The 23,834-nt window shown below is 69.9% G+C and carries 21 protein-coding genes; 12 read left to right on the top strand and 9 right to left on the bottom strand.

Annotated features, from left to right (window positions below):
• Positions 1–8: 8 nt before the first annotated feature.
• The 8 genes from AERO9AM_RS10155 to AERO9AM_RS10120 form a co-directional block, all read right to left on the bottom strand.
• Positions 9–1,715 carry an ABC transporter family substrate-binding protein gene (locus tag AERO9AM_RS10155; RefSeq protein ID WP_159576028.1) on the bottom strand — a complete coding sequence of 569 codons (1,707 nt, stop codon included), beginning with the start codon at positions 1,713–1,715 and terminating at the stop codon, positions 9–11.
• Positions 1,716–1,837: 122 nt separating this feature from the next.
• Positions 1,838–3,892, bottom strand: coding sequence for an ABC transporter ATP-binding protein (locus tag AERO9AM_RS10150; protein WP_159576027.1), 2,055 nt, complete (start codon positions 3,890–3,892; stop codon positions 1,838–1,840).
• The gene (locus AERO9AM_RS10145) at positions 3,889–4,809 is read right to left on the bottom strand and encodes an ABC transporter permease (RefSeq protein WP_159576026.1); all 921 of its coding nucleotides are present in this window, start codon (positions 4,807–4,809) and stop codon (positions 3,889–3,891) included. Before AERO9AM_RS10145 ends, AERO9AM_RS10150 begins: the two co-directional genes overlap by 4 nt.
• A 1-nt stretch (position 4,810) precedes the next feature.
• Entirely contained in the window at positions 4,811–5,794 is a 984-nt protein-coding gene (locus AERO9AM_RS10140; protein WP_159576025.1) for an ABC transporter permease, read from the bottom strand.
• A 273-nt stretch (positions 5,795–6,067) separates the two neighbouring features.
• Positions 6,068–7,408 (bottom strand): sensor histidine kinase, encoded by a 1,341-nt coding sequence (locus AERO9AM_RS10135; RefSeq protein WP_159576024.1) that lies wholly within the window; start codon positions 7,406–7,408, stop codon positions 6,068–6,070.
• A 7-nt stretch (positions 7,409–7,415) separates the two neighbouring features.
• The gene (locus AERO9AM_RS10130) at positions 7,416–8,069 is read right to left on the bottom strand and encodes a response regulator transcription factor (RefSeq protein WP_236602568.1); all 654 of its coding nucleotides are present in this window, start codon (positions 8,067–8,069) and stop codon (positions 7,416–7,418) included.
• A gap of 96 nt (positions 8,070–8,165) precedes the next feature.
• Positions 8,166–8,981, bottom strand: a complete 816-nt coding sequence (locus tag AERO9AM_RS10125) for a hypothetical protein (protein WP_159576023.1) — start codon at positions 8,979–8,981, stop codon at positions 8,166–8,168.
• Positions 8,982–9,013: 32 nt separating this feature from the next.
• Positions 9,014–10,171 carry a hypothetical protein gene (locus AERO9AM_RS10120; RefSeq protein WP_159576022.1) on the bottom strand — a complete coding sequence of 386 codons (1,158 nt, stop codon included), beginning with the start codon at positions 10,169–10,171 and terminating at the stop codon, positions 9,014–9,016.
• A gap of 256 nt (positions 10,172–10,427) precedes the next feature.
• On the opposite strand from AERO9AM_RS10120, the gene lepA reads away from it, so the two are divergent.
• The 3 genes from lepA (at position 10,428) to hemW (ending at position 14,253) form a co-directional block, all read left to right on the top strand.
• Positions 10,428–12,281, top strand: a complete 1,854-nt coding sequence (gene lepA, locus AERO9AM_RS10115) for a translation elongation factor 4 (protein WP_159576021.1) — start codon at positions 10,428–10,430, stop codon at positions 12,279–12,281.
• A 75-nt stretch (positions 12,282–12,356) separates the two neighbouring features.
• A complete protein-coding gene (locus AERO9AM_RS10110; RefSeq protein WP_159576020.1) occupies positions 12,357–13,007 on the top strand; it encodes a DUF1990 family protein in 651 nt (216 codons plus the stop codon).
• A 13-nt stretch (positions 13,008–13,020) separates the two neighbouring features.
• On the top strand, positions 13,021–14,253 hold the full coding sequence (hemW, locus tag AERO9AM_RS10105; RefSeq protein ID WP_159576019.1) for a radical SAM family heme chaperone HemW: 1,233 nt from the start codon (positions 13,021–13,023) through the stop codon (positions 14,251–14,253).
• Between the two features lie 25 nt (positions 14,254–14,278).
• On the opposite strand, the gene AERO9AM_RS10100 is transcribed toward hemW, so the two are convergent.
• Positions 14,279–15,718 (bottom strand): carboxylesterase/lipase family protein, encoded by a 1,440-nt coding sequence (locus tag AERO9AM_RS10100; protein WP_159576018.1) that lies wholly within the window; start codon positions 15,716–15,718, stop codon positions 14,279–14,281.
• A gap of 98 nt (positions 15,719–15,816) precedes the next feature.
• Between AERO9AM_RS10100 and hrcA the strand changes: the two genes are divergently transcribed.
• From hrcA to AERO9AM_RS10055, 9 genes are read left to right on the top strand one after another with little or no spacing between them, the layout of a single operon-like run.
• Positions 15,817–16,851: a heat-inducible transcriptional repressor HrcA gene (gene hrcA / locus AERO9AM_RS10095; RefSeq protein ID WP_159576017.1), complete on the top strand. Its 1,035-nt coding sequence runs from the start codon at positions 15,817–15,819 to the stop codon at positions 16,849–16,851.
• A gap of 48 nt (positions 16,852–16,899) precedes the next feature.
• The gene (dnaJ, locus tag AERO9AM_RS10090; protein WP_159577482.1) at positions 16,900–18,006 is read left to right on the top strand and encodes a molecular chaperone DnaJ; all 1,107 of its coding nucleotides are present in this window, start codon (positions 16,900–16,902) and stop codon (positions 18,004–18,006) included.
• A gap of 5 nt (positions 18,007–18,011) precedes the next feature.
• Positions 18,012–18,740: a 16S rRNA (uracil(1498)-N(3))-methyltransferase gene (locus AERO9AM_RS10085; protein WP_159576016.1), complete on the top strand. Its 729-nt coding sequence runs from the start codon at positions 18,012–18,014 to the stop codon at positions 18,738–18,740.
• Positions 18,741–18,779: 39 nt separating this feature from the next.
• Positions 18,780–19,127 (top strand): HIT domain-containing protein, encoded by a 348-nt coding sequence (locus tag AERO9AM_RS10080; RefSeq protein ID WP_159576015.1) that lies wholly within the window; start codon positions 18,780–18,782, stop codon positions 19,125–19,127.
• Between the two features lie 49 nt (positions 19,128–19,176).
• Complete coding sequence (locus AERO9AM_RS10075) at positions 19,177–20,199, top strand: PhoH family protein (protein WP_236602699.1); 1,023 nt, start codon at positions 19,177–19,179, stop codon at positions 20,197–20,199.
• The gene (ybeY, locus tag AERO9AM_RS10070; RefSeq protein ID WP_159576013.1) at positions 20,196–20,660 is read left to right on the top strand and encodes an rRNA maturation RNase YbeY; all 465 of its coding nucleotides are present in this window, start codon (positions 20,196–20,198) and stop codon (positions 20,658–20,660) included. Before AERO9AM_RS10075 ends, ybeY begins: the two co-directional genes overlap by 4 nt.
• Positions 20,657–21,973, top strand: coding sequence for a hemolysin family protein (locus AERO9AM_RS10065; protein WP_159576012.1), 1,317 nt, complete (start codon positions 20,657–20,659; stop codon positions 21,971–21,973). Before ybeY ends, AERO9AM_RS10065 begins: the two co-directional genes overlap by 4 nt.
• Positions 21,963–22,883 (top strand): GTPase Era, encoded by a 921-nt coding sequence (gene era, locus AERO9AM_RS10060; protein ID WP_159576011.1) that lies wholly within the window; start codon positions 21,963–21,965, stop codon positions 22,881–22,883. The genes AERO9AM_RS10065 and era overlap by 11 nt, the downstream gene beginning before the upstream one ends.
• 1 nt (position 22,884) lies before the next feature.
• Positions 22,885–23,826 (top strand): NADP-dependent oxidoreductase, encoded by a 942-nt coding sequence (locus tag AERO9AM_RS10055; protein WP_159576010.1) that lies wholly within the window; start codon positions 22,885–22,887, stop codon positions 23,824–23,826.
• Positions 23,827–23,834: the final 8 nt, after the last annotated feature.

Raw genomic sequence — 23,834 nt, 5'->3', positions numbered from 1 at the left:
GCGTGAGCTTACTTCTCCCAGCCCACGTTCTCCACGGGCGTGACGCCGTAGAGGTCCAGACCCACGTAGGGCTCGGGGGTCAGGTTGGCCAGACCCTTCTTGGCCGTGTAGATCGAGGGACCGTTGTAGAGCGGGATGACACCCCAGGTCTCCTTGATGATCTCGGGCTCGAGCTTCATCGAGGCCTCGGTCCACTTCTCAGCGGTCGGCTGCGACTCGACGTCCTTCTTGATCTTCTCGTCGATCGCCGGCGTGCTCGTGCCGGAGAGGTTGAGCTGGCTGTCGGAGCAGTACAGCTGGCAGAACCAGGCGGGACCGAACGGGTCGGAGTCGGTGAAGCGCAGGCTCACCGCGTCCCAGTTCTTCGTGGTGAGGTCGGTCGAGAAGTTCGCCGGTGCGCGGGTGTCGATCTTGACGTCGATGCCGACGGCCTTCTCCTGCTGCTGCAGCGACTTGGCGAGCGCGGCCTGGATGGGGCTGTCGCTGAACACCGGGTAGGTGACGGTCAGCTTGACGCCGTCCTTCTCCCGGATGCCATCCGAGCCGGTCTTCCAGCCCGCGTCGTCGAGCATCTTCTTGGCGGCGGCCGCGTCGAACTTCAGACCGGCGGTCTTGAAGCTGTCCTTGTAGCCCTTCTGGAAGGAGTACAGGTTCAGCGACCCGGCGGCGGGCTCGGTGTAGTTGAGGCCGTTCCAGGCGACCTTCTCCTGCTGCTTGATGTCGATCGCCATGAAGAACGCCTGGCGGACCTTGATGTCCTTCAGCTGCGGCTTGTCGCTGTCGAGCATCAGCACCGTCTTCGCGGTCTGCTGGGCGCGGTAGACCACGGCGTCCTTGACGCCCTTGACCTGGTTGATCGCGTCGGCGGACGCGGTCTCGACCTGGTCGACCTCGCCGTTCTTGAACGCGTTGAGCGCGGCGGAGCGGTCCATGCCGGTGAAGGTCACCTTGTCCAGCAGGGGCTTGTCGCCCCACCACTTCTCGTTCGGCTCGAACGACATCTTCTGGCCGTTCGCGTCGTAGTTGGCGACCTTGTACGGTCCGGCGCCCCACTCGGGGTGCGGGTTGCCGTTGTAGGCGTCGTTGTAGGCCTCGGGCGTGTTCACCTTGGGGTGCAGGATCCCGGTCAGGAACGGCATCTGCGGCCAGGCGAACTCGCTCTTGAACGTCACGATGACGTCCTTGTCGGTCGCGCCCTTGGTGACGGACTCGATGTCCTTGTAGCCGTCGGTGGCGTTCGCCTTGAAGGCCTCGTTGGAGCCGTTGTTGTCCTTCCAGGTCGTCTCGAAGGCGGTCCAGTCGATCGGGGTCCCGTCGTTCCAGACGGCCTTGTCGTTCACCTTCATGGTGACGACGGTCTTGCCGTCCTTCGTGGCGATGTCGTACTTGTCGAGGTACGCCGGGTTGGGCTTGACAGTGCCGTCCGGGTCCATCAGGAACACCTGCGGCATGTACCACGAGGTCAGGCGCTGGGTGTCCGCGCTGCCGTCTCCGTTGAACGGGTTCATCATGGGCGGGACCTCGTTGATGGCGAAGTTGACCTCGCCGCCCTGCTTGAGGTTCTCACGCGGCTGCGGGTTGTAGTCCGCCGTCTTGGTCTCGGCGGGCTTGTCGGTGCCGCCGTTCGAGCCTCCGGTCGCCGAGCAACCGCTGATGGCGATTGCCAGCGCCCCCGTGAGGGCGATGACGCCCCACAGCTTGTGCTGCCTTCTCATGGTTCTCCTTCGATGCCTTTCGGCTTGTTGGGGATAGGGGACAGTTAACCGGCGTGAACCGAAGACGGCTGGTATATCAGGGCAAACCGTTACCGTTTCGAGTTCAACGGCTCAGCGTCGGCTCAGCGCCAGTGGCACGCGTTCTCGTGGGCGTCCGAGCCGTGCAGAGCCGGGACGACGGTCTCGCAGCGGGTGCGCTGATCTTCGGGAAGCAGCTTGTACAGCGGGCAGCGCGAGGTGAACGCGCACCCGTCCCTTCGGTCCGCCGGACTGGGGAGATCGCCCTGCAGCACGATCCGCTCGCGCGTGCGCTCGATGTCGGGATCCGGAACAGGGATCGCCGACAGGAGCGCCTGGGTGTACGGATGCTGGGGGTTGTCGAAGATCTCGTCCACGTCGCCGTGCTCCACGAACTCGCCGAGGTACATGACCCCGACGCGGTCGGCGATGTGGCGGACCACCGACAGATCGTGCGCGACGAACAAGTAGGACAGTCCGAGCTTGACCTTGAGCTCGTCGAGCAGGTTGATCACGCCCGCCTGGATCGAGACGTCGAGAGCCGAGACCGGCTCGTCGAGGACGACGATCTTCGGGTTCGTCGCGAGTGCGCGAGCGATGCCGATGCGCTGGCGCTGGCCGCCCGAGAAGGCGCCGGGGAAGCGGCTCGCGTGAGCCGGGTCGAGTCCCACGAGATCCATGAGCTCGTCCACCCGGAGGTCGGCTTCGTCGCGCGGCACGCCGATGGCGCGCAGCGGCTCGGCGATCACATCGGCGACCGTCAGACGCGGATCGAGCGCGCCCATCGGATCCTGGAACACGATCTGCAGGTCGCGGCGGACGGCACGCTCGGCCTTGCCGCCGTGCAGGGTCGAGACCGGCGTGCCGGCGATGGTGATCTCGCCGTCCGTCTGCTTCACCAGATCCATGATCTGCAGCAGCGTCGTGGTCTTGCCGCAGCCCGACTCTCCGACGATGGCCATGGTCTCGCCCTCGCGGATGTCGAAGGTGAGGCCCTTCACCGCGTGCACCTCGCCGACCTTGCGCTTGAGGAACGCGCCCTTGGTGAGGGGGAACGTCTTGCGCATGTTGCGGACGTCGAGCGTGATCGGACGCTCTTCGCGCGGCACGCGATCCAGAGCGCTCGTGGGGATCTCCGGAACCGGGTACACCGGGAGCCCGCCGATGAGTCCGTTCTCGATCTCGTCGGCGCGCACGCATGCCACGCGGTGGTCGCCGCCCTCGCTCGTCGCGATCGACCGCAGCTCCGGCTCGCGCACCCGGCATGCCTCGGTGGCGATGGGGCACCGGGCGACGAACGGGCACTCGTCGGGGAGGTTGATCAGCAGAGGCGGATTGCCCTTGATCGGCACCAGTGGCGTCTTCTCGGCCTTGTCCACGCGGGGGATCGCGCCGAGCAGTCCGATCGAGTACGGCATCCGGGTCTCGTGGAACAGCTCGCGCACCGGCGCCTGCTCCACCGGCTTGCCCGCGTACATCACGAGCACGTCGTCGGCGGTCTTCGCGACCACGCCCATGTCGTGCGTGATCATGATGACGGCGGCCCCGGTCTCGCGCTGCGCGGTGGCGATGAGGTCGAGGATCTGCGCCTGGATCGTGACGTCGAGCGCGGTGGTCGGCTCGTCCGCGATGATCAGCTTCGGGTTGTTGGCCATCGCGATCGCGATCACGACGCGCTGGCGCATGCCGCCCGAGAACTCGTGTGGGAACGACTTTAGGCGCCGCTCGGGACTCGGGATGCCGACGAGGCGCAACAGCTCGATCGCGCGCGCCGTCGCGTCGGCGTGCGACATGCTGCGGTGCACCGTGAGAGCCTCGATGAGCTGGTCGCCCACGGTGAACACCGGGGTCAGCGACGTCAGCGGGTCCTGGAAGATCATCGCGATCCCGTTGCCGCGCAGCGCCGAGAGCTCCTTGTCGCTCTTGCCGACGAGCTCGATGCCGTCGTACATGATCGATCCGGTGACCTTGGCGTTCTCGTCGAGCAGGCCCATGATCGCGAGCGACGTGACCGACTTCCCGGAGCCGGACTCGCCCACGATGCTGAGCGTGCGCCCTGCTTCGAGGTCGAAGGAGACGCCGCGGACGGCGTCGACGCGCCCGGATTCGGAGGCGAAGCTGACGTGCAGGTCGCGGACGGAGAGCAGAGGAGCGGTCATGCGCGGCCTCCCGCCGCCGAGGTGGGATCGAGGGCGTCGCGCAGGCCGTCGGCGACGAGCGCCATGGAGACGGTCAGCAGGGTCAGCGCGAGCGCGGGGAAGTAGAAGGTCCAGGGTGCGCTCGAGACCGAGTTCGCGCCGATCCCGATGAGGGATCCGAGCGAGACGTCGGGGATCTTCACGCCGAAGCCGATGAACGACAGGCCGGTCTCGGTGATCACGGCACCCACGACGCCCAGGGTGAAGTTGATCACCAGCAGCGAGCCGATGTTGGGCAGCAGGTGGCGCAGCACGATCTTCATGCCGGGGACGCCCATGTACCGGGCGGCCTGCACGTACTCGCGCTCGCGCAGCGACAGCGCCATCGTCCAGATGACGCGCGCGGGGAAGAACCAGCTGATGAAGATCATCGCGGCCGAGATCACCCGCCAGTCACCGCCGGCGTTGGACGAGACGAGCGCGAGGATCAGGAACGTCGGCACGACCATCAGGAAGTGAATGATCAGCAGGATGATGCGCTCCGTGGTGCCCCCGAAATAGGCCGCCGCGGTGCCGACGATCGCGGAGATGACGGTGGTGCCGATCGAGACCGTGAGCGCGATCATGAGGGAGCGCTGCAGGCCCACCGCGGTCTGGGCGAACAGGTCGCCGCCGTCGGCCGCGGTGCCGAACCAGTGGGTTCCGTCGGGCGGCGTGCCGAGCGCCAGGAAGTCGAGCTCGCTGAAGCTGAACCGCGCGATCAGCGGACCGACGACCGCGAACACCACCAGAAGGGCGAAGATGAACACGCCTGCGACGGCAGGGCGGTTGCGGACGAAGCGCCGGTAGTAGAGCCGGAACGTCCCGATCCGCTTGCGCGGGATCCGTGCGGCCGTGGTGTCGGGCCCGACCGGGGGCTGGACGGTTGCGGAAGTCATGTCAGCTCACCCTCACTCGCGGATCGAGGACCACCACGGCGATGTCGGCGAGGATGGCGCCGATGGCCGTGAGCACGGCGCTGAAGGCGGCGATGGCCACCACTCCGTGCACATCGTTCTTGCCGATCGTCTCGACGAAGTACCGGCCCATGCCGTTCCACGCGAAGATCGTCTCGGTCAGCACCGCGCCGGTGAACACGGTCGGGATGCTGAAGGCCAGCTGGGTCGCGACCGGGATCAGAGACGTCCGCAGCGCGTGCTTGCGGATCGCCTGCTGCTTGGTCAGGCCCTTCGCCCGCGCGGTGCGCACGTAGTCGGCCTTGATGTTGTCCAGCAGCAGCGAGCGCTGCAGGAAGTGGTAGCTGGAGTATCCGATGAACACCAGTGCCACGGTTGGCAGGATCAGGTGCTGCAGGCTGTCGACGAGCACTGGGAAGAAGCCCGTGACTCCGTCGCTGGAAGCACCCGTGACGTAGAAGAGGCGGAAGCCGACAGCGTCGTTGATCGCGATCGCTCCGAGGACGATCGCGAGAGAGGCGACGACGATTGGGATGTTCATCGTGACGATCGAGATGCCCTGCCACACGCGGTCGGCAAGCTTGTACTGGCGCGACGCCGTGTAGACGCCGATGCCGATGCCGAGCACCGCCGCGATGATCGTCGCACCGAGCACCAGCTCGCCGGACACCCACATGCGGTACGCGATCTGATCGTTCACCGACTGCCCGGTCGGGCTGACGCCCCAGTTCCAGTGCAGCAGGATGTCCGAGAACCAGCGCCACCAGCGCTGCAGGAGCGGCTCGGCGTCATTGAGGTTGCGGGGCTCGAGGAGGCGATTGATCTGGTCCTCGCTCAGCGGAGGGCGACGTCCAACGTAGTTGCTACGCGGATCCAGGAAGGCCCACGCGAGGAAGTACGTGACATTGGTCGCCACCACGATCATGAGGAGCCAGCCGAGAACTCGGCGCAGCAGGTACTTGATCAAGATGGTGTTCTTTCTCTGGTCGCACACGCCGTACGGGATCTCCGACACGGCGCTGGATCGGTGCCGCATCGAGCACCGCCGGCGAGACCGTCATGTGGTGCTCCGCTCGTGAACGCGCATGAGACGGAGTGCAGTGACCCCTGGGACCCGGTGTCGAGCTGGGGCAACTTCGCGAGACTATCACCGTCACCGCGGGGGTGGGAGTGAGGCGCGCCTGATCAGGAGGGGTGGCGCTGCGTCCGCGGGCGCTCCTTCCCTCACGACGTCGCCCCCTCACGACGTCGCCGCGCCGGGTGGCGTGTGCGCGCCGCCAGGATCCGGTCCCGAGCGGGTGGCAGGCATCCACGCGCGGGCGATCGTGCCGCCGCCGTCGCGGTCCTGCAGTTCCAGGCCGCCGCCGGCGGCGGCGAGGCGGACCCGCTGGGAGGCGATGCCGATGTGCCCGGCGGCGAGCTGGGCATCCACCCGCCCCGGCGGGATCCCGACGCCGTCGTCGGCGACGGTGAGCGTGGCGACGCCGTCGGAGAGGCCGATCGCGACCCGCACCCGCGTCGCGCTGGCGTGCTTGACCACGTTGGCGAGCAGTTCGCGCACCGTGCCGAACAGGAGCGCGTCGGCGCTGGTGCGCGCCTGTCCGTCCCAGCCGTCGAGGTCGAGATCGGCGTGGAACCGGCCGCGCGCCGCGCTGGCGCGGACCAGCTCTGCGATCGCGCGGGGCAGCCCGGAGCTCTCCAGCACCTGGGGGTGCAGTTCGGCCACTGTCGACCGCAGGAGCGCGACGGTGCGGCTCAGCGCGTGGTCTATGCGTGCCAGGGGCTGGCGTGTCTGCTCCTCGGTTTCCGCGGGCGTGGACGCTTCCAGCTCGTCGAGGTCCAGACGCGCGCCCAGCACGTACTGCAGAGCGCCGTCGTGCAGGCTCTCGGCGAGGTCGGTGCGTTCGCGTCGTTCGATGAACATCAGCTGCGAGAGCAGCTCGTCTCGCGTGGCAGCGAGCTCCGAGATCGCGGCCACGCGAGATGCCTGCACGCGTGCCAGCAGCACGCAGCCGGCGCTGAGGCCGGCGAGCACGGCACCGCGCAGCAGCACGGACGCGATCGGCTCCTCGTTGGCCTCGCGAGTGATCAGCGCGATCGCGAGATAGGTCGCGACAGCGGGGGCGCACACGACGAGGCAGATGCGCCAGCGCTGTTCGAGGGCGGCGATCACGGGGACCAGGAAGAACCCGCGCAGCAGGACGTCGGAGGTCCAGGTCGCCGACCCGGAGTCGATGCCTGTGATGAGCGCGAGGGCCGAGAGCGCGACGAGGTCGACGAACGTCGCAGGCCACACCCGCCGGTCGTGCCAGGGCCCCCTGGGACGGACCTGCCAGCCCAGCACGGCCAGCCAGACGGTGTAGGCCGCGACGATCCAGAAGCACGCGAGGTCGTCGCGGAGCGGCGGCACGAGCAGGCAGGTGAGCGCGAGGAAGACGACCAGCGCGAGCCGCAGGACCATCTGGACGACGACGCCCTGGAACGCGTGGTCAGCCGTGATGCGGGCCGGCCGGGACGGAATCGAGGAACCCTCCGCGCCCCCACCGGCGAGAGGACCGCGGAGGCGCGCCGCGTTGCTCATCCGGCGCTCATTCGACCAGTCCGCGCCGCATGCCCTCTGCCACGGCGGCGGCACGATCGGAGACGCCGAGCTTCTCGTAGAGCCGCTGGGCGTGCGTCTTCACGGTGCTCGCGCCGAGGAACAGCTCCGAGGCCAGCTGGGGCACCGAGAGACCGCGGGCGAAGCCGCGGAGCACCTGCAGCTCGCGCTCGCTGAACACCGGGCCGCGTGAGGCGGCGCGAAGCCGGATCTCGTCGGCGAGCCCTGCCGTCAGCTCGGCAGGGACCACGGTGTGTCCCTGCGCCACCTCGAGCACGGCGTCGACGATCTGCCCCCGCCGGCTGTCCTTGCTGAGGTAACCCGAGGCGCCGAGCTCGAGGGAGCGGAAGACGACCGCGCTGTCGGTGACGGCCGACAGGAGGAGCACCTTCGTGGAGAGCTTGTCGCGAGTCACGGCCTGCACCACCTCGAGGCCGTCGAGGTCCGGCATCTGGTAGTCGACGACGGCCACATCCGGTCGTTCGGCGGCGATCAGCCTCAGGCCCGTCCAGCCGTCCTCGGCCTCGCCGACGACCCGGATCCGTCCGCTCTGAGTCAAACCCCGAGTCAGGCCGTCACGGAAGAACGGATGATCGTCGATCACGACGACCCGCACCAGGTGCCCGTGCTGCAGCTCCGCCACGCGAGAAGACTACTCCGCCCCACGCACGCGGTTCCGGCCGTCCGAAGACGGATCCGGAACCGGCGCGTGGGGCGGAGTGCCCGCGGTCGGCGCCGATCAGTGTCCCTGGGCGATGTACTGCTGCAGCTTGGGGATGCTGCTGATCGGCATGATGCCGCCGGCGTTCGCAGGAAGGCCGAGGCTCGTCGACGGCTGCTCCATCACCCGGTAGGCCGCCGCCGCCTTGGTGCCCGTCGCCTCGGAGGCCGGCTGCGTGATGCTCACGTTGTCGACCTCGTAGTGGGTGCCGTCGACGTCGAAGGTGAAGTCGCCGGTGATCGTCGCCGTGCTCACGTTCTCCTCGAGCCACACCGTCTTGCCCGGCTCCGCGTTGACCGTGATCGACTGCCCGTCGCCGTCGGAGGCGCTCCAGGTGTGCTTCGCGGTGAAGGTGGCCGAGAGCTCGGAGTTCACCGCGTCGAGCACGCTGAAGCCCGCAGTGGTGGTGAGGGACGTCCCCAGCGACCAGCTGGTGTTGTGCGCGTGGCTGACCGTCACGGTCTCCTGCATGGGTTGGTCGGGCTTGCCGGTCACGGACGGGGCGAGCTCGCCCTTGTAGTCGTAGACCGGGCTCCAGCCGGTCTGCGCGTACACGGGGGCGGCGGTCGGGGTGAACCTGGAGTTCGAGGCGCCGCCGTAGAGCTTCATGGCGTCGGCGGCGCCGTTCGCGTCGGTCTTCGCATCGATGATGACGAGCGACCCGGCACCGGCGGTGGTCGCGGCGTTGGCCGCCGTGAGCCCGCCGGCGGCGATCAGCGCGATCGCGGCGGCCGAGCCGACGGCGAGAGCCAGGGGACGGCGGAGGCGCTCGCGGCGGGGCCGCGGGGACGTCTCGGCGGAGTCTGCGGTGGTCGGGGGGATCTGGGTGGTCATGTTCTTCTCCTTGTCCGTGGGGTGTGGCTTCATCAGTGGGCTGCGGTGAGCGGCGGTGCGGCCGTCTCCGTGGCGCTGACGTCCATGCCGGTGTGGCGGGTGCCGTGCGGGTCGACGATGTCGCCGCGTGAGATCGAGACGTTCTCGATCGTGAAGGTCGTGCCCTCCGGGGTCGTGAACTTCAGCGTGCCGGTCAGGGACGCGACCGTCAGATCGCGGTACACGTAGCCGGACTGGCCTGGCTTGATGGGCGCGGACTGCGAGATCTGCACGCTGTCCGTGTCGCCCCACGACTGGTCGCCCGTGACGGATGCGGCGAACTTGCCGACGAATCCGAACACATTCGAGCTCTCCGAGTAGGTGAGGGCCTCGCCGATGGTGGTGCTTTCACCGACCGAGGTGCTGCGGCTCACGCCCAGCGTCGCGGGGGCGCTGGAGTAGTTCTCCACCGTGCTCGAGATCTGCTGCTGGTCGATCTGCTGGAAGGTCGGCGTCGTCGACACCGGCGTCCAACTCACGCTCGACGCAGCGACGCGCGGCAGCTCGGAGTTCACGATCGCCGTGGCGTCGGCCGGGTCCTTGTTCGCGTCGATCGTGATCGACGTCGGCGAGTTCCAGATGGCGTCCGCGTGGTTCGGCAGGTGGTCCGGGTCGCCCTGCATGTGGTAACTCCCGGACTCGGTCCACGCGCCGTCCGAGGCGCGGTCGAGCGAGTACGACTTGTAATCGTTCGGCTTGTCCACGACGTACATGTCGTGCGTCTGTCCGCTCGCGTCGACGAACCGGTAGTCCGTGCCGCTCTGCCCATAGGGACTGTAGTTCGGCACCCACTGCGCGGTCTGCCCTGGGGCGAGCGTCTTCGGCGGCGCGACGATCCACGGGCCGGTCCAGTAGTACTCCGTGCTGAACTGCGTCAGCGTCCACGTGTACGGGGTGTCGTTCGTCACCTGCGACATGGTGTAGGCGCCGGGCGGCGTCGTCGAGAAGTCCTGTGCCTTCGCGTTCGCCGATCCGGCCGTCTTCGTCATCGCCGGCGGGACCCCTTTCCCGGCCGGTGTCACGGTTGCCGAGGATCCGGCCGGGGAAGGGCTCGGCGTCGCCGCCATCGCGGCACCCGTGCCCGCTCCGGCCAGCGCGACGCCGAGTGCGAGCGCCCCGCTCAGCTTCGAGATGAAGGTCTTGGTGGTCATCGACCTCCTCCTTTCTGTCGGCCGCCGGTGCGCGGCCTGGTGTGTCCTTTCCTCGAGCTTCCTTCGGCGCAGGGACGGTCACCATCGGCCTATCGGGCGATGCCCCGGGGGATCCCCGTGTCCCCCGATCGGGGGATCAGGCACGCCGCGTGCTCCCGTAGAATCGATCAGATCCCCGGACACGAGCGCGGCTGCTCGATCCGCACGCGCACACCGTTGCGCAGGACCTTCGCCACGGACCCACCCTCAGGACCACATGTCACCTCGCGCCCTCACTCCGCTGCAGCCGGCCGTCACGCCGCCGCAGCAGATCCGCAACTTCTGCATCATCGCCCACATCGACCACGGCAAGTCGACGCTGGCCGACCGGATGCTCCAGATCACCGGCGTGGTGGCAGACCGCGACATGCGCGCGCAGTACCTCGACCGCATGGACATCGAGCGCGAGCGCGGGATCACGATCAAGAGCCAGGCCGTGCGCATGCCGTGGGAGGTCGGCGGGCAGACGTTCGCCCTCAACATGATCGACACCCCGGGGCACGTCGACTTCACCTACGAGGTGTCGCGCTCGCTGGCGGCGTGCGAGGGCGCGATCCTGCTCGTGGACGCGGCGCAGGGCATCGAGGCTCAGACGCTGGCGAACCTGTACCTGGCGCTCGAGAACGACCTCACGATCATCCCCGTCCTGAACAAGATCGACCTCCCCGCGGCAGAGCCCGAGAAGTACGCCAAGGAGCTGGCCGATCTCATCGGCGGCAGCCCCGACGACGTGCTGCGGGTGTCCGGCAAGACGGGGGTCGGCGTGGAGGCGCTCCTCGACCGCCTCGTGCAGGAGATCCCGGCACCGGTCGGCGACGCCGAGGCGCCGGCTCGCGCCATGATCTTCGACTCCGTGTACGACGCGTACCGCGGCGTGGTGACCTACGTCCGCATGGTGGACGGCAAGCTGTCGCCGCGCGAGCGGATCCAGATGATGTCCACCGGCGCCAACCACGAGCTGCTCGAGATCGGCGTCTCCAGCCCTGAGCCGGTTCCCACCAAGGGCCTGGGCGTCGGCGAGGTCGGCTACCTCATCACCGGCGTGAAGGACGTGCGCCAGTCGAAGGTCGGCGACACCATCACGAACGCCCGCAAGCCCGCGGCCGAGGCGCTCGCCGGATACACCGATCCCAAGCCGATGGTCTTCAGCGGCATCTACCCGATCGACGGCAGCGACTACGCCGAACTCCGTGAGGCGCTCGACAAGCTCAAGCTCTCCGACGCGTCGCTGCAGTACGAGCCGGAGACGTCGGTCGCGCTCGGCTTCGGCTTCCGCTGCGGCTTCCTCGGCCTGCTGCACCTCGAGATCATCACCGAGCGCCTGTCGCGCGAGTTCGGGCTCGACCTCATCACGACCGCACCCAGCGTGATCTACGAGGTCGTCACCAGCGACACCGGCGAGACCGTGACGGTCACGAACCCCAGCGAGTACCCGGACGGGCGGATCGGATCCGTTTCCGAGCCCATGGTGAAGGCTGCGATCCTGCTGCCGAAGGACTACGTGGGCACGGTCATGGAGCTGTGCCAGTCCCGCCGCGGCTCGCTGCTGGGCATGGAGTACTTCTCCGAGGAGCGCGTCGAGCTGCGCTACAACATGCCGCTCGGCGAGATCGTTTTCGACTTCTTCGACCAGCTCAAGTCGAAGACCCAGGGCTACGCCTCGCTGGACTACGAGCCGAACGGATCCCAGGAGGCCGACCTCGTCAAGGTCGACATCCTGCTGCAGGGGGAGAAGGTCGACGCGTTCAGCTCGATCGTGCACCGTGACAAGGCCTACGCCTACGGCACGATGATGGCCGAGCGCCTGCGCAAGCTCATCCCTCGCCAGCAGTTCGAGGTGCCGATCCAGGCGGCGATCGGCGCCAGGATCATCGCCCGCGAGACCATCCGCGCGATCCGCAAGGACGTTCTCGCCAAGTGCTACGGCGGTGACATCACCCGCAAGCGCAAACTCCTCGAGAAGCAGAAGGAGGGCAAGAAGCGGATGAAGATGGTCGGCCGCGTCGAGGTCCCCCAGGAGGCGTTCATCGCCGCGCTCTCGGGCGACGTCGAAGGCAAGGACAAGAAGTAGCCGACGGCACGCGGAGCACGCCACCCTTGGGAGAACCTGGGTGAGGCGCCGGTGTCGGCAAGTAGGGTGGTTGTCATGCGTCGCGGGACATTCCGAGAAGGAACGGTGGACTATGCCGCCGTGGGGGCGACCCACGCGCCCGACCTGATGCAGTATCCGCCGGAGCAGAGCATCCCCGCGGAGGAGTCCTGGCGGCTCGGCAGCGGCGAGGAGCGGTTCCGCACCGCCGGCGACGCGCTGCTTTCCTGGACCGCGCAGCGGGCGGCCGGTCTGCAGCTCACGGATGTGCGCCCCGCCTCGAGCCCCGGCTACGCGGGCGTGAGCTTCGACGCCGAGGGAAAGCCCATCGCGCCGAGTCACACCGAGATCGAGCCGCGTTACGCGGAGGACGGCACGCCCTGGGCGGGCCCTGGGATGACGCTGAAGGTGCACGGCCGGGTCGGCGGCATGCGCGCGGACGCCGAGCTGCGCGTGATCTCGGTGACCGAGCAGACCCACCGCATCGGGTTCGTGCTCGGCACGGTCGCCGGATCCGTGGTCAGCGGCGAGGAGTCCTTCGACATCGAGTGGAACGACGCCGACGAGGTGTGGTTCACGGTGCGCGCCTTCGACCGCCCGAATAGCTTCCTCTACCGGAGCTTCCCGTTCCTCGTGAAGCGGCGCCGCCGCGAGCTTTTCGCGCGCTACCTGCGCGCGATCTCGCCGCTGTACGCGACACCGGTGTGATGGTGCGGCCCTGATGGCCGGACCGCTCCCGCTCGGGGATCCGGCGCCGGCGGACGGACGGCTGCCTGCCGACCTGCGGCTCGACCCTGATGCGGCGTTCTCCGCCTACCTTCATGTGCCGTTCTGCCGCGTGCGCTGCGGCTACTGCGACTTCAACACCTACACGGCCTCCGAGCTGCGCGGCGCACGCCAGGATGCGTACGCCGACACGCTCATCCAGGAGATCGCGCTCGCCCGCGAGGTGCTGGCGGAGCGCGGTCCGCTGCGCCCGCTGAGCACCGTGTTCTTCGGCGGGGGCACCCCGACGCTGCTGCCGGCCGGCGACCTGGGGCGCATGCTCGGCGCCGCGATCGACGCGTTCGGCATCGTCGACGGCGCCGAGGTCACCGTGGAGGCCAACCCCGACACCGTCACCCCGGCGGTCGCCCGGGAGCTCGCCGACGCCGGCGTCACCCGCATGTCGATCGGCATGCAGTCGGCGGTGCCGCACGTGCTGGCTGCTCTGGACCGCACCCACCGGCCGGAGAACGTGCGCACAGCGGTGGACGCCGCCCGCGCGGCAGGCCTCGCGGTGAGCGTCGACCTCATCTACGGCGCGCCGGGGGAGTCGCTCGACGACTGGCGCACGTCGCTGGAGACTGCGGTCGGACTGGATCCTGATCACCTCTCGGCGTACGCGCTGATCATCGAGGACGGCACCAAGCTCGCGCGGCAGATCCGCCGGGGCGAGGTGCCCGCGCCGGACGACGACCTGCAGGCGGACATGTACGAGCTCGCGGACTCCGTGCTGTCGGATGCGGGGTACGACTGGTACGAGGTGAGCAACTGGGCGCGCCGGCCGGAAGGCGGCGCGGCGGACCAGCGGTCCCGGCACAACATGGCGTACTGGCGGGGGACGGACTGGTGGGGGTTCGGCCCGGGCGCGCACAGCCATGTCGCCGGGCTGCGGTGGTGGAACGTGAAGCACCCGGCGGCGTATGCGCAGCGGCTCGCCGTGGGGGAGTCGCCGGCTGCCGGCACGGAGCGCCCCGATGCCGACGCCGCCGAGCTGGAGCGGATCCTGCTGCGCTCGCGGATGGCCGAGGGGCTCCCGCTCGCCGACCTCGGGCCGGATGCGCGCACGCGGGTCGCCGGGCTCATCGCCGACGGGCTCGTCGACGCGGCGGCCGCGCTGCGCGGCTCGCTCGTGCTCACCCTGCGCGGGCGCCTGCTCGCCGACGCCGTGGTCCGCGCCCTGACGGACTGACGCCGCGGACGCGCTGCGGCGTCCGTCAGCGCCGCTCGCCCGGCAGCAGATCCACCGCGGCCGTGCGGCGCTGCGGACCGACGACCGGGTCCTCGTCGGCACCGGCGAACAGCGCCGTCGTACGTCGCTCGTCGAACGCGGGCCACCCGGGGTCGCCGTCGCGGATGAACCGCACCCACGCCCCGTGCATGGCTGTGGCAAGGTGCTGTGGCGGCGTCGCCCCGGCGATCTTCGAGGTCTCAGGGTCGGCGAGCCCGTCGAACACGAACGGGATCTCCAGAGCGTGCGCCGCGCGGAGGTCGCGCACCGGGCTCGGCCAGGCGAACTCGTACACGAACGTGGGCGCGGTGCGCGATCGCGCGATCCGGGTCGCCGGCGCGCGCAGCAGCAGGTCCGTCGCGAGTTGGCCGAACACCTCGCCCGTGCTCGCTCCGGGATGATCCGCGCGTACGGCCCGCACGGCGGCAGCCCTGATGCGCAGCGCAAGGCGCGCGAGCAGCAGCTTCCACGGGCGGATCGCGTCCAGTGCTGCCGGCGGGAACCACAGCCGGTACTCGTCGGTGTTGGTGCCGATCAGCAGCGGCACCGCCGCGTCGACGAGGGCCTCATGCGGTGACCGCGGCAACGTGTGTTCATCGATGACGAGCTCGAAGCCGGGAGCACCGCCGAGCGGCGAGGAGCCCGCGGACTGCGCTCGTCGGGCCTCGAGCAGCGTGTCGGGGTCGAGGGCGGCGAATGCCGCGCGCGTCGGCTTCACACCGAGCCGCTTCGCGAGCTGATGGGTCACCCTGCCCCCGCGCTTCGGCGACCGGGCCTGCAGCGGGCCGGATTGCACGATCCCGCCGCGGACCAGTGCACGGGTGTCGTCCCGGGCGAGCAGCGCGGCGACGAGCGCCCCGCCCGCGGATTCGCCCATGAGGGTGATGCGGTGAGGATCCCCTCCGAAGGCCGAGATCTCCGCCCGCACCCATCGCAGTGCGGCGGCCGCGTCCTGCAGCCCCAGATTGCGTGGTGCGTCGTCGAGCACGGAGAAGCCCTCGGATCCCAGCCGGTAGTTGATGCTGACGAAGACGATGCCGTCCCGGGCGAAGGTCGAGCCGTCGTAGAGCGAGAGCGCCGCGGTTCCGCGTTCGAGCGCGCCCCCGTGGATCCACAGCACGACCGGTGCGGCGACGGCGCCCGCGGGTGCCCACACGTTGGCCGTGAGGATGCTCTCGCCGTCGATGCGGACGCTGTCCAGGATGTCCGCCGTCGCCCCCGTGTACGGCAGCTGCGGGGCGGTCGCGCCGAACGCGGTCGCTGTCAGCGGTGCCGGCCACCCCTCGGGCGGCTCCGGAGCGCGGAAGCGCCGGCTGCCGAAGGGCGCCGCAGCATAGGGAACGCCCAGGTAGCGATCGATGCCGGCGTCGCGGCTGCCGATGAGCTCTCCGGAGGAGATCCTGGTGCGGACGGGCTCGTGATCCATGGGCACATCCTAGGGAGTGTCGTTGCTCGGCCCGCTCTCGGCGCGACAGGATAGGATTGGCACTCAAGAGGTACGAGTGCCAGCCAGGAGGAGGAGCGATGGTCTCGGAACGCGGGCTCCAGGTGCTCCGCGCCATCGTCGAGGACTTCGTCGAGACGAACGAGCCGGTCGGGAGCAAGTCGATCGTGGAGCGGCATGCCTTCGGCGTGTCCGCCGCCACCATCCGCAACGACATGGCCCAGCTCGAGGACGAGGAGCTCATCGCGGCCCCGCACACCTCGTCCGGCCGCGTCCCCACCGACAAGGGCTACCGCGTCTTCGTCGACCACCTGGCGCAGGTGCGGCCCCTCACCGCCGCCCAGCGCAGCGCCATCACCACCTTCCTCGCGGATCCGGCCGACCTCGACGACCTGATGGTGCGCACGGTGCGGGTGCTCACCCGGCTCACCGGCCAGGTCGCGCTCGCGCAGTACCCGTCTTTCGCGCAGGCCCACGTGACCCACGTCGAGCTCGTCGCTCTCGCGCCCAACCGGCTGCTCGTGGTGCTGGTGACCGACGCGGGCGGGGTGTCGCAGCGGATCGTGCCCCTGCCGGTCGAGCTCGACGAGGGCGAGATCGCGGCGCTGCGCGCCACGATCACCGCGCTCATCACGGGCCACTCCGTGCGCCGTGGCGCCGAGCGGGTCGCCGCGGCGGACGAGGGCGCACTCGGCCCCCGGCTCGGCGCGGCGCAGACCGCGCTGCTGCGGGCGGTGGCGGAGGAGCTCGCCGAGTTCCGTCAGGAGCGCCTCGTGATGGCGGGCGCGGCGACCCTGGCGCGCCGCGAGCACGACTTCCGCGGCAGCATCCATCCCCTCCTCGAGGCGATCGAGGAGCAGGTGACGCTGCTGCGGCTGATGAGCGAGATGCGCGTCGACGAGCACGGGCTCGCGGCGAGCATCGGCACCGAGAACGCGGCGTTCGGCCTGGGCGAGGCCTCGATCGTGGCGAGCGACTATGTGACCCACGGCGGCACCGCCCGCGTGGGCGTCATGGGCCCGACCCGCATGGACTATCCGAGCAACCTCGCGGCGGCGCGGGCCGTGGCCCGCTACCTGTCGCGCCTGCTCGAAGAAGACGAGACCGGTCGCTGAGCGGCCGGATCCAGACACGCCGCCGCAGGGCGGCCCGGAAAGGCGATGGTGACGGATCACTACGAGGTCCTCGGCGTCTCGCGCGACGCCAGCGAGGACGAGATCAAGAAGGCGTACCGGCGGCTCGCACGTCAGCTGCACCCGGACGTGAACCCCAGCGAGGAGGCCGCGGAGCGGTTCAAGCTCGTGACGCACGCCTATGACGTGCTCAGCGACGCCGACTCGCGTCGCCGCTACGACATGGGCGGTGACCAGAACGGCAACGGCGGCTTCGGCGGGTTCGGCGGCTTCAGCGACATCTTCGAGACGTTCTTCGGCGGGGGAGGCGCGCGGGCCGCACGCCCACGTTCGCGTCGGGAGCGCGGGCAGGATGCCCTGGTGCGGGTCACCCTCGATCTCGCCGACGTCGTCTTCGGCGTGCACCGCGACATCGAGGTCGACACGGCGGTGCTCTGCGAGACCTGTCACGGATCCTGCTGCGCCGAGGGCACCTCACCGGTCACCTGCGACATCTGCGGCGGATCCGGTCACGTGCAGCAGCAGGTGCGGAGCCTGCTGGGCAACGTCATCACCACCGCTCCCTGCGGCTCCTGCGAGGGCTTCGGCACCACGATCCCGTTCCCGTGCCAGACGTGCAACGGCCAGGGCCGGGTGCGCTCGCGCCGCACAGTCGGGCTGGACATCCCGTCCGGCGTGGAGACGGGTCTGCGCCTGCAGCTGCCCGGATCCGGCGAGGTCGGCCGCGCCGGCGGCCCGAACGGCGATCTGTACGTCGAGGTGACCGTCGCCCCGCACCCGCGCTTCAGCCGCGACGGCGATGACCTGCTCGCCACACTCGAGGTCGCGATGAGCGACGCGATCCTCGGCACCACGACCACGATCGAGTCGCTGGACGGCCCCGTGGAGCTGGAGATCCGGCAGGGCCTGCAGTCGGGTGACGTGCTGACGATCAAGGGCCGCGGCATCACGCCACTGCGCGGCACCCAGCGCGGTGACCTGCGGGTCGGCGTGCAGGTCCTGACCCCGACGAAGCTCGACCACAAGCAGCGTCAGCTCATCGAGGACTTCGCCAAGCGCACCAAGGCGCCCGCGCCGAAGCTGGCCGAGTTCCATCAGGGCCTGTTCTCCAAGCTGCGCGACCGGTTCCGCGGCTGACGCTCATGGCGCTGCACTTCGTGACGCCCGACGCGACCGCGGCCTCCGCCGGATCCGTGGTCTCCCTCACCGGGCCGGAGGCCAAACACGCGGCCGTCGTGCGCCGGGTGCGCCTCGGCGAGCCCATCACACTGGGTGACGGCGCCGGTGTCTGGCTCGAGGGCGAGGTCGTCTCGGCCGCGCCGGCGCTGGTCGAGGTGCGCGTCCTGGAGCGCCGGGAGGACCCGCGCCCGGATCCGCGGATCCTGCTCGTGCAGGCGCTCGCGAAGGGCGACCGCGACGAGCTCGCGGTGCAGGCGGCCTGTGAGCTCGGTGTGGACGAGATCGTCCCGTGGCAGGCGGCGCGCAGCGTGTCCCGCTGGGAGGGTGCCAAGGCGGCCAAGGGGCGGGAGCGGTGGGCGACGATCGTGCGGGAGGCCGCGAAGCAGGCGCACCGGTCCTGGATCCCCGAGGTCGCCGCGGTGGAGAGCACCGCGGATCTGGTGCGCCGTGCTGGGTCCCAGCGGATCCTGATCCTGGATCCGACCGCCCCGGAGCGGCTCTCCGCGATCGCGCCGGATGAGCGGGACATCGTGCTCGTGGTGGGGCCGGAGGGCGGCATCGCGCCCGAGGAGATCGAGCGTCTTGTGGCGGCCGGTGCCGAGCGCGTGCTGCTCGGGGACACCGTGCTGCGCACCTCGACCGCCGGGCCCGCCGCGATCGCCGTGCTCAACGTGGCACGAGGGCGCTGGTAGGTCCGCCGCCGCCCCGCACCGCGCGGATAGACTGATCGCATGAGCGAACCCTCGATCTTCACGCGAATCCTGAACGGGGAGATCCCCGGCGAGATCCTGCTGGAGACCGAAGACGTCTTCGCGATCCGCGACATCAACCCGCAGGCGCCGCTGCACGTGCTCGTGATCCCCAAGTCGGAGCGGTACCGCGACGTCACCGAGCTCGCTGCGGGCGACCCCGGGCTGATGGCGAAGATGGTCGCCGCGGCGAAGCAGATCGCCGTCGACCACGCCAACGGGGAGTACCGCCTCATCTTCAACAACGGCGCCAGCGTCGCGCAGTCCGTCTTCCACGTGCACGCCCATGTGCTCGGCAATCTCGAGGAGAACAAGCTCGTTGGCTTCTGATGAAACGACCGAGTCCACGACGGCTCGGATCGAGGTGGACGGCATCGCCATGGTGCAGCTGCTCGGCCCGCAGGACCGCCTGCTGCGCATGCTCGAGAAGGAGCACCCCGAGGTCGACGTGCTGGTGCGCGGCAACGAGGTCACGCTGACGGGCGCCCCCGCCGCGGTCCGTGCCGCGCAGAAGCTCGTCGACGAGCTCATCACGCTGACGCGCACCGGGCATCCGCTGCACCCCAGCGACGTGGCGCAGTCCGCGCGCATGCTGGAGCGCGAGGGCGTGCGCCCGAGCGAGGTGCTCGGCGAGGCGATCCTGTCGACCCGCGGCCGGGTCATCCGCCCGAAGACGCTGGGCCAGAAGGAGTACGTCGACGCGATCGACCAGAACACCATCGTGTTCGGGATCGGCCCGGCCGGCACCGGGAAGACCTATCTCGCGATGGCGAAGGCCGTGCAGGCGCTGCAGCGCAAGGAGGTCGAGCGGATCATCCTGACCCGTCCCGCCGTCGAGGCGGGCGAGCGGCTCGGGTTCCTGCCCGGCACGCTGACCGACAAGATCGACCCGTATCTGCGCCCGCTCTACGACGCTCTCAACGAGATGATGGATCCGGAGATCGTGCCGAAGCTCATGGCGACCGGCACGATCGAGGTCGCTCCGCTGGCGTACATGCGCGGGCGCACGCTCAACGACTCCTTCGTCGTGCTGGACGAGGCCCAGAACACCACGCCGGAGCAGATGAAGATGTTCCTCACCCGCCTCGGCTTCGGCACGAAGATGGTGGTCACCGGCGACATCACCCAGGTGGACCTGCCCACCGGCGCCTCCGGTCTGCGCCTGGTCACCAGGGTGCTGAAGGACATCGACGACATCCATTTCTCCCGGCTCACGAGCGACGACGTGGTCCGTCACTCCCTGGTCGGCCGCATCGTGGACGCCTACACCGAGTACGACGAGCAGCGCACGGCCGCGCGCGCCGAGCGCGAGCAGGCCGCGGAGTTCGCCAACCGCGCCGAGCGCCGCGCCGGGCTCCGCCCCGGCCCCCGAGACCGCATGCCGAAACGAGGCCTGAAGTGATCGAGATCAACAACGAGTCGGCCATCGCGATCGACGAGACGGTGCTGCTGCGCCTCACCGAGCGCAATCTCGCGGAGCTGAACGTCAGTCCCGACGCGGACGTGGCGATCGTCCTCGTCGACGAGGGCGCCATGGAGGCGCTGCACGTGCAGTGGATGGACGAGCCGGGGCCGACCGACGTGCTGAGCTTCCCGATGGACGAGCTCCGTCCCGGCACCATGGACCGTCCCACGCCTCCCGGGCTGCTCGGCGACATCGTCCTGTGCCCGCAGGTCGCGGAGACGCAGGCGGCCGCGGCGAAGCACACCCTCATGGACGAGCTGATCCTGCTCACCACCCACGGTCTGCTCCACCTGCTCGGGTTCGATCATGCCGAGCCGGAGGACGAGAAGGAGATGTTCGGCCTGCAGCGCGAGCTCATCGCCGGCTTCGCGGCGGACGAGCACTCGCACGGTCGATGACCCCGTTCCTGCTGCTCGCCGCCGCCATCCTCCTCGTCGCCTTCGGCGGCCTCATGGCGGCGATCGACGCGGCGCTGGCGGTCACCTCGCGGGCGGATCTCGAGGAGATGGGATCCGAGGGCCGCAACGCGGCCGCTCTCGCGCGGATGGCCTCGGACCCTGAGCCGCACGCGAACGCGGTGGCGTTCATGCGCGTCTTCGTGGAGACGGCGGCCGCCGTGCTCGTCACCGTCGCCCTCGTGCTGCTGTTCGGGGGCCAGATCTGGTGGGCGATGCTCGTGGCCGTGGTCATCATGACGGGCACCACGTTCGTGCTCGTGGGGGCCAGCCCGCGCTCGTTCGGCCGGCTGCACGCGATGGCGCTGCTGCGCGTGTGCGCGCCGACGATCCGCGCGGTGCGGGTGCTCCTCGGTCCGATCGCGCAGGGCCTGGCCGTCTTCGGCAGGCGGGTCACGCCCGGGGCGGTGCGCAGCTCGTTCGCCACGGAGACCCAGCTGCTGAGCATGGTGGATGAGGCGGCGTCGCACGACCTCATCGAGGCCGACGATCGCGAGCTGATCCACTCGGTGTTCGATTTCACCGACCAGTTCGTGCGGGCCGTCATGGTGCCGCGCACCGACATGGTCACCGTCGACGCGACCGCGACGACCTCCGAGGCGATGGATCTGTTCCTGACCCGCGGGATCTCCCGGGTGCCGGTCGTGGACGACGAGGCCGACGACGTCGTGGGCGTGCTCTACCTCAAGGACCTCGTGCAGTTCGCCTACCGGGACGACCGCAGCTGGCGGACCGCGTCGGTGCGCCGGCTCGCCCGGCCGGCGGTGTTCGTCCCCGAATCCATGCGCGCCGAGACCCTGCTGCAGCAGATGAAGCGGGACTCCGTGCACGTGTGCATCGTGATCGACGAACATGGCGGGATCGCGGGGCTGGTCACGCTCGAGGATCTCATCGAGGAGCTCGTCGGCGAGATCTCCGATGAGTACGACCGGCCCGGATCCGAGGTCGTCGAGCTCGAGCCGGGACACTACCGCGTGAGCGGGCGGATGAGCCTCGAGGACGTCGGCGAGCTGTTCGGCGTGGAGCTCACCGACGACGACGTCGACTCGATCGGCGGACTCCTCGGCAAGGAGCTCGGCCGCATCCCGACGCCCGGCGCGACCGCCGTGGTGCGCGGGCTCCTCCTCACCGGCGGCGCCTCGCGGGGCCGCGGGCGCGGCATCGAATACGTCTTCGTGGAGCGGGCCGAGGAGCCGGTCGCGGAGGATCAGGACGGGCCAGAGCGGTCCAGCAAGGAGGACCACGATGAGCGATGAGCGCGAAGCGAAGAGCGAGGTCGTGCACCGCAGCGGTTTCGTGACGTTCGTCGGGCGCCCGAACGTCGGCAAGTCCACCCTCACCAACGCACTGGTGGGCGAGAAGATCGCGATCACGAGCGAGAAGCCGCAGACCACGCGGCGCGCGATCCGCGGTATCGTCAATCGGCCTGACGGACAGCTCGTGATCGTGGACACCCCGGGGATCCACCGTCCTCGCACGCTGCTCGGCGAGCGGCTCAACGACCTCGTCGAGCAGGTGCTCGGCGACGTGGACGTGATCGGGTTCTGCGTGCCGGCGACCGAGAAGGTCGGCCCCGGTGATCGTCGTATCGCCGCCTCCCTCGACGGGTACCCGCGGGCGAAGAAGGTCGCGATCGTGACGAAGGTCGACGTCGCCGACCGCGACGAGATCACCGAGCGTCTCATGGAGGTCGATTCCCTGCGCGAGGACTGGGCCGCGGTCATCCCGCTCTCCGCGCTCACCCGCGTGCAGCTCGACGTGCTCGCGGACGAGGTGCTCGCGCTCATGCCCGAGGGCCCGTCGCTCTACGAGGAGGACGTCGTCACGGATGAGTCCACGGAGGACCGCATCGCCGAGATGATCCGCGAGGCGGCGCTCGAGGGCGTGCGCGACGAGCTGCCGCACTCGATCGCCGTCGTCGTCGATGACATCGCGCCGCGCGAGGACTCGGATCTGACCGACGTGCATGCGTCGATCATCGTGGAGCGCGACAGCCAGAAGGCGATCATCATCGGGCGCAAGGGCGCGCGGCTCCGCGAGGTCGGCGCCACCGCCCGAGCGGGGATCGAGGAGCTGCTCGGCACCCGCGTGTTCCTCGGCCTGCACGTGAAGGTGGCGAAGGAATGGCAGCGCGACCCGAAGCAGCTCGGCCGGCTGGGGTTCTGACATGCCCCTCGCCGCGCAGCACTGGATCGCCCCGGCCTGGGGCGGGCCGGAGCAGTGGCGACTGGTCGGCACGACGGTGCCGGATCCGGGACCGGGGGAGATCACGGTCCGCGTCCGCGCCGCGGGAATGAACCCCGCGGACCGCAAGCACGTGGCGGCGCCCCGCCCCGGCGCGGCCCTGCCCGTGCCGATCGGCTACGAGGTCTCGGGTGAGATCGTCGCGATCGGGCCGGAGACGCGGATCGGATCCGGCGAAGCCAGGGTCGGCGACGAGGTGATCGCGTTCCGCGTGCAGGGCGGATACGCGAGCGCCCTCACGATGCCCGCGGAGAAGGCGTTCCGCAAGCCAGCGCCGCTCTCGCACGCGGAGGCGGCGAACCTGCTGCTGGCCGGCACCACGGCCGCGGAGATGCTGGAGCGCGTGCAGGCGCAGAGCGGCGACACGATCCTGCTGCACGGGGCGTCCGGCGCGGTCGGGGTCATGGTGCTGCAGCTGGCGGCCCTGCGCGGCGTCCGGGTCATCGGCACCGCGAGCGAGGCCGGGGCCGAGCGCGTGCGGCGCTTCGGCGGGATCCCGATCGCCTACGGGCCGGGCCTCCTCGACCGCGTGCGCGCGCTCGATCTGCCGGTGAACGCGGCGCTCGACGCCGTCGGCACCGATGAGGCCGTGGACGTATCGCTGGCGCTCGTCGACGACCTCGCGCGCATCGTCACGATCGCCGCGCCGGGTCGCGCCGCCGAGCACGGCTTCCTCAGCATCGCCGGCTCGCAGCCCGCCAGCGCGGAGTTCCGCGACGGCATCCGGGGCGAGCTCGCCCGCCTCGCCGACGAGGGACTGCTGGAGGTGCCCCTCGCGCGCACCTACCCGCTCGCCGACGCGGTCGAGGCGACCCTGTTCCTCGCCGAACAGCATCCCGGCGGGAAGCTCGCGCTCCTTCCGTAGCGCGTCCG

It is taken from the genome of Microbacterium sp. 8M (assembly GCF_902506375.1).
Lineage (GTDB): Bacteria > Actinomycetota > Actinomycetes > Actinomycetales > Microbacteriaceae > Microbacterium.
Note: the sequence above shows the minus strand (reverse complement) of the source record. Positions and strands in the feature narration are given on the sequence as shown.

Bases quoted from the DNA above. Each gene is read 5' to 3' on its own strand.
- AERO9AM_RS10155 (WP_159576028.1), bottom strand. From the start codon at position 1,715: ATGAGAAGGCAGCACAAGCTGTGGGGCGTCATCGCCCTCACGGGGGCG.
- AERO9AM_RS10150 (WP_159576027.1), bottom strand. From the start codon at position 3,892: ATGACCGCTCCTCTGCTCTCCGTCCGCGACCTGCACGTCAGCTTCGCC.
- AERO9AM_RS10145 (WP_159576026.1), bottom strand. From the start codon at position 4,809: ATGACTTCCGCAACCGTCCAGCCCCCGGTCGGGCCCGACACCACGGCC.
- AERO9AM_RS10135 (WP_159576024.1), bottom strand. From the start codon at position 7,408: ATGAGCAACGCGGCGCGCCTCCGCGGTCCTCTCGCCGGTGGGGGCGCG.
- AERO9AM_RS10125 (WP_159576023.1), bottom strand. From the start codon at position 8,981: ATGACCACCCAGATCCCCCCGACCACCGCAGACTCCGCCGAGACGTCC.
- AERO9AM_RS10120 (WP_159576022.1), bottom strand. From the start codon at position 10,171: ATGACCACCAAGACCTTCATCTCGAAGCTGAGCGGGGCGCTCGCACTC.
- lepA (WP_159576021.1), top strand. From the start codon at position 10,428: ATGTCACCTCGCGCCCTCACTCCGCTGCAGCCGGCCGTCACGCCGCCG.
- AERO9AM_RS10110 (WP_159576020.1), top strand. From the start codon at position 12,357: ATGCGTCGCGGGACATTCCGAGAAGGAACGGTGGACTATGCCGCCGTG.
- hemW (WP_159576019.1), top strand. From the start codon at position 13,021: ATGGCCGGACCGCTCCCGCTCGGGGATCCGGCGCCGGCGGACGGACGG.
- AERO9AM_RS10100 (WP_159576018.1), bottom strand. From the start codon at position 15,718: ATGGATCACGAGCCCGTCCGCACCAGGATCTCCTCCGGAGAGCTCATC.
- hrcA (WP_159576017.1), top strand. From the start codon at position 15,817: ATGGTCTCGGAACGCGGGCTCCAGGTGCTCCGCGCCATCGTCGAGGAC.
- AERO9AM_RS10085 (WP_159576016.1), top strand. From the start codon at position 18,012: ATGGCGCTGCACTTCGTGACGCCCGACGCGACCGCGGCCTCCGCCGGA.
- AERO9AM_RS10080 (WP_159576015.1), top strand. From the start codon at position 18,780: ATGAGCGAACCCTCGATCTTCACGCGAATCCTGAACGGGGAGATCCCC.
- AERO9AM_RS10075 (WP_236602699.1), top strand. From the start codon at position 19,177: ATGGTGCAGCTGCTCGGCCCGCAGGACCGCCTGCTGCGCATGCTCGAG.
- AERO9AM_RS10065 (WP_159576012.1), top strand. From the start codon at position 20,657: ATGACCCCGTTCCTGCTGCTCGCCGCCGCCATCCTCCTCGTCGCCTTC.
- era (WP_159576011.1), top strand. From the start codon at position 21,963: ATGAGCGATGAGCGCGAAGCGAAGAGCGAGGTCGTGCACCGCAGCGGT.
- AERO9AM_RS10055 (WP_159576010.1), top strand. From the start codon at position 22,885: ATGCCCCTCGCCGCGCAGCACTGGATCGCCCCGGCCTGGGGCGGGCCG.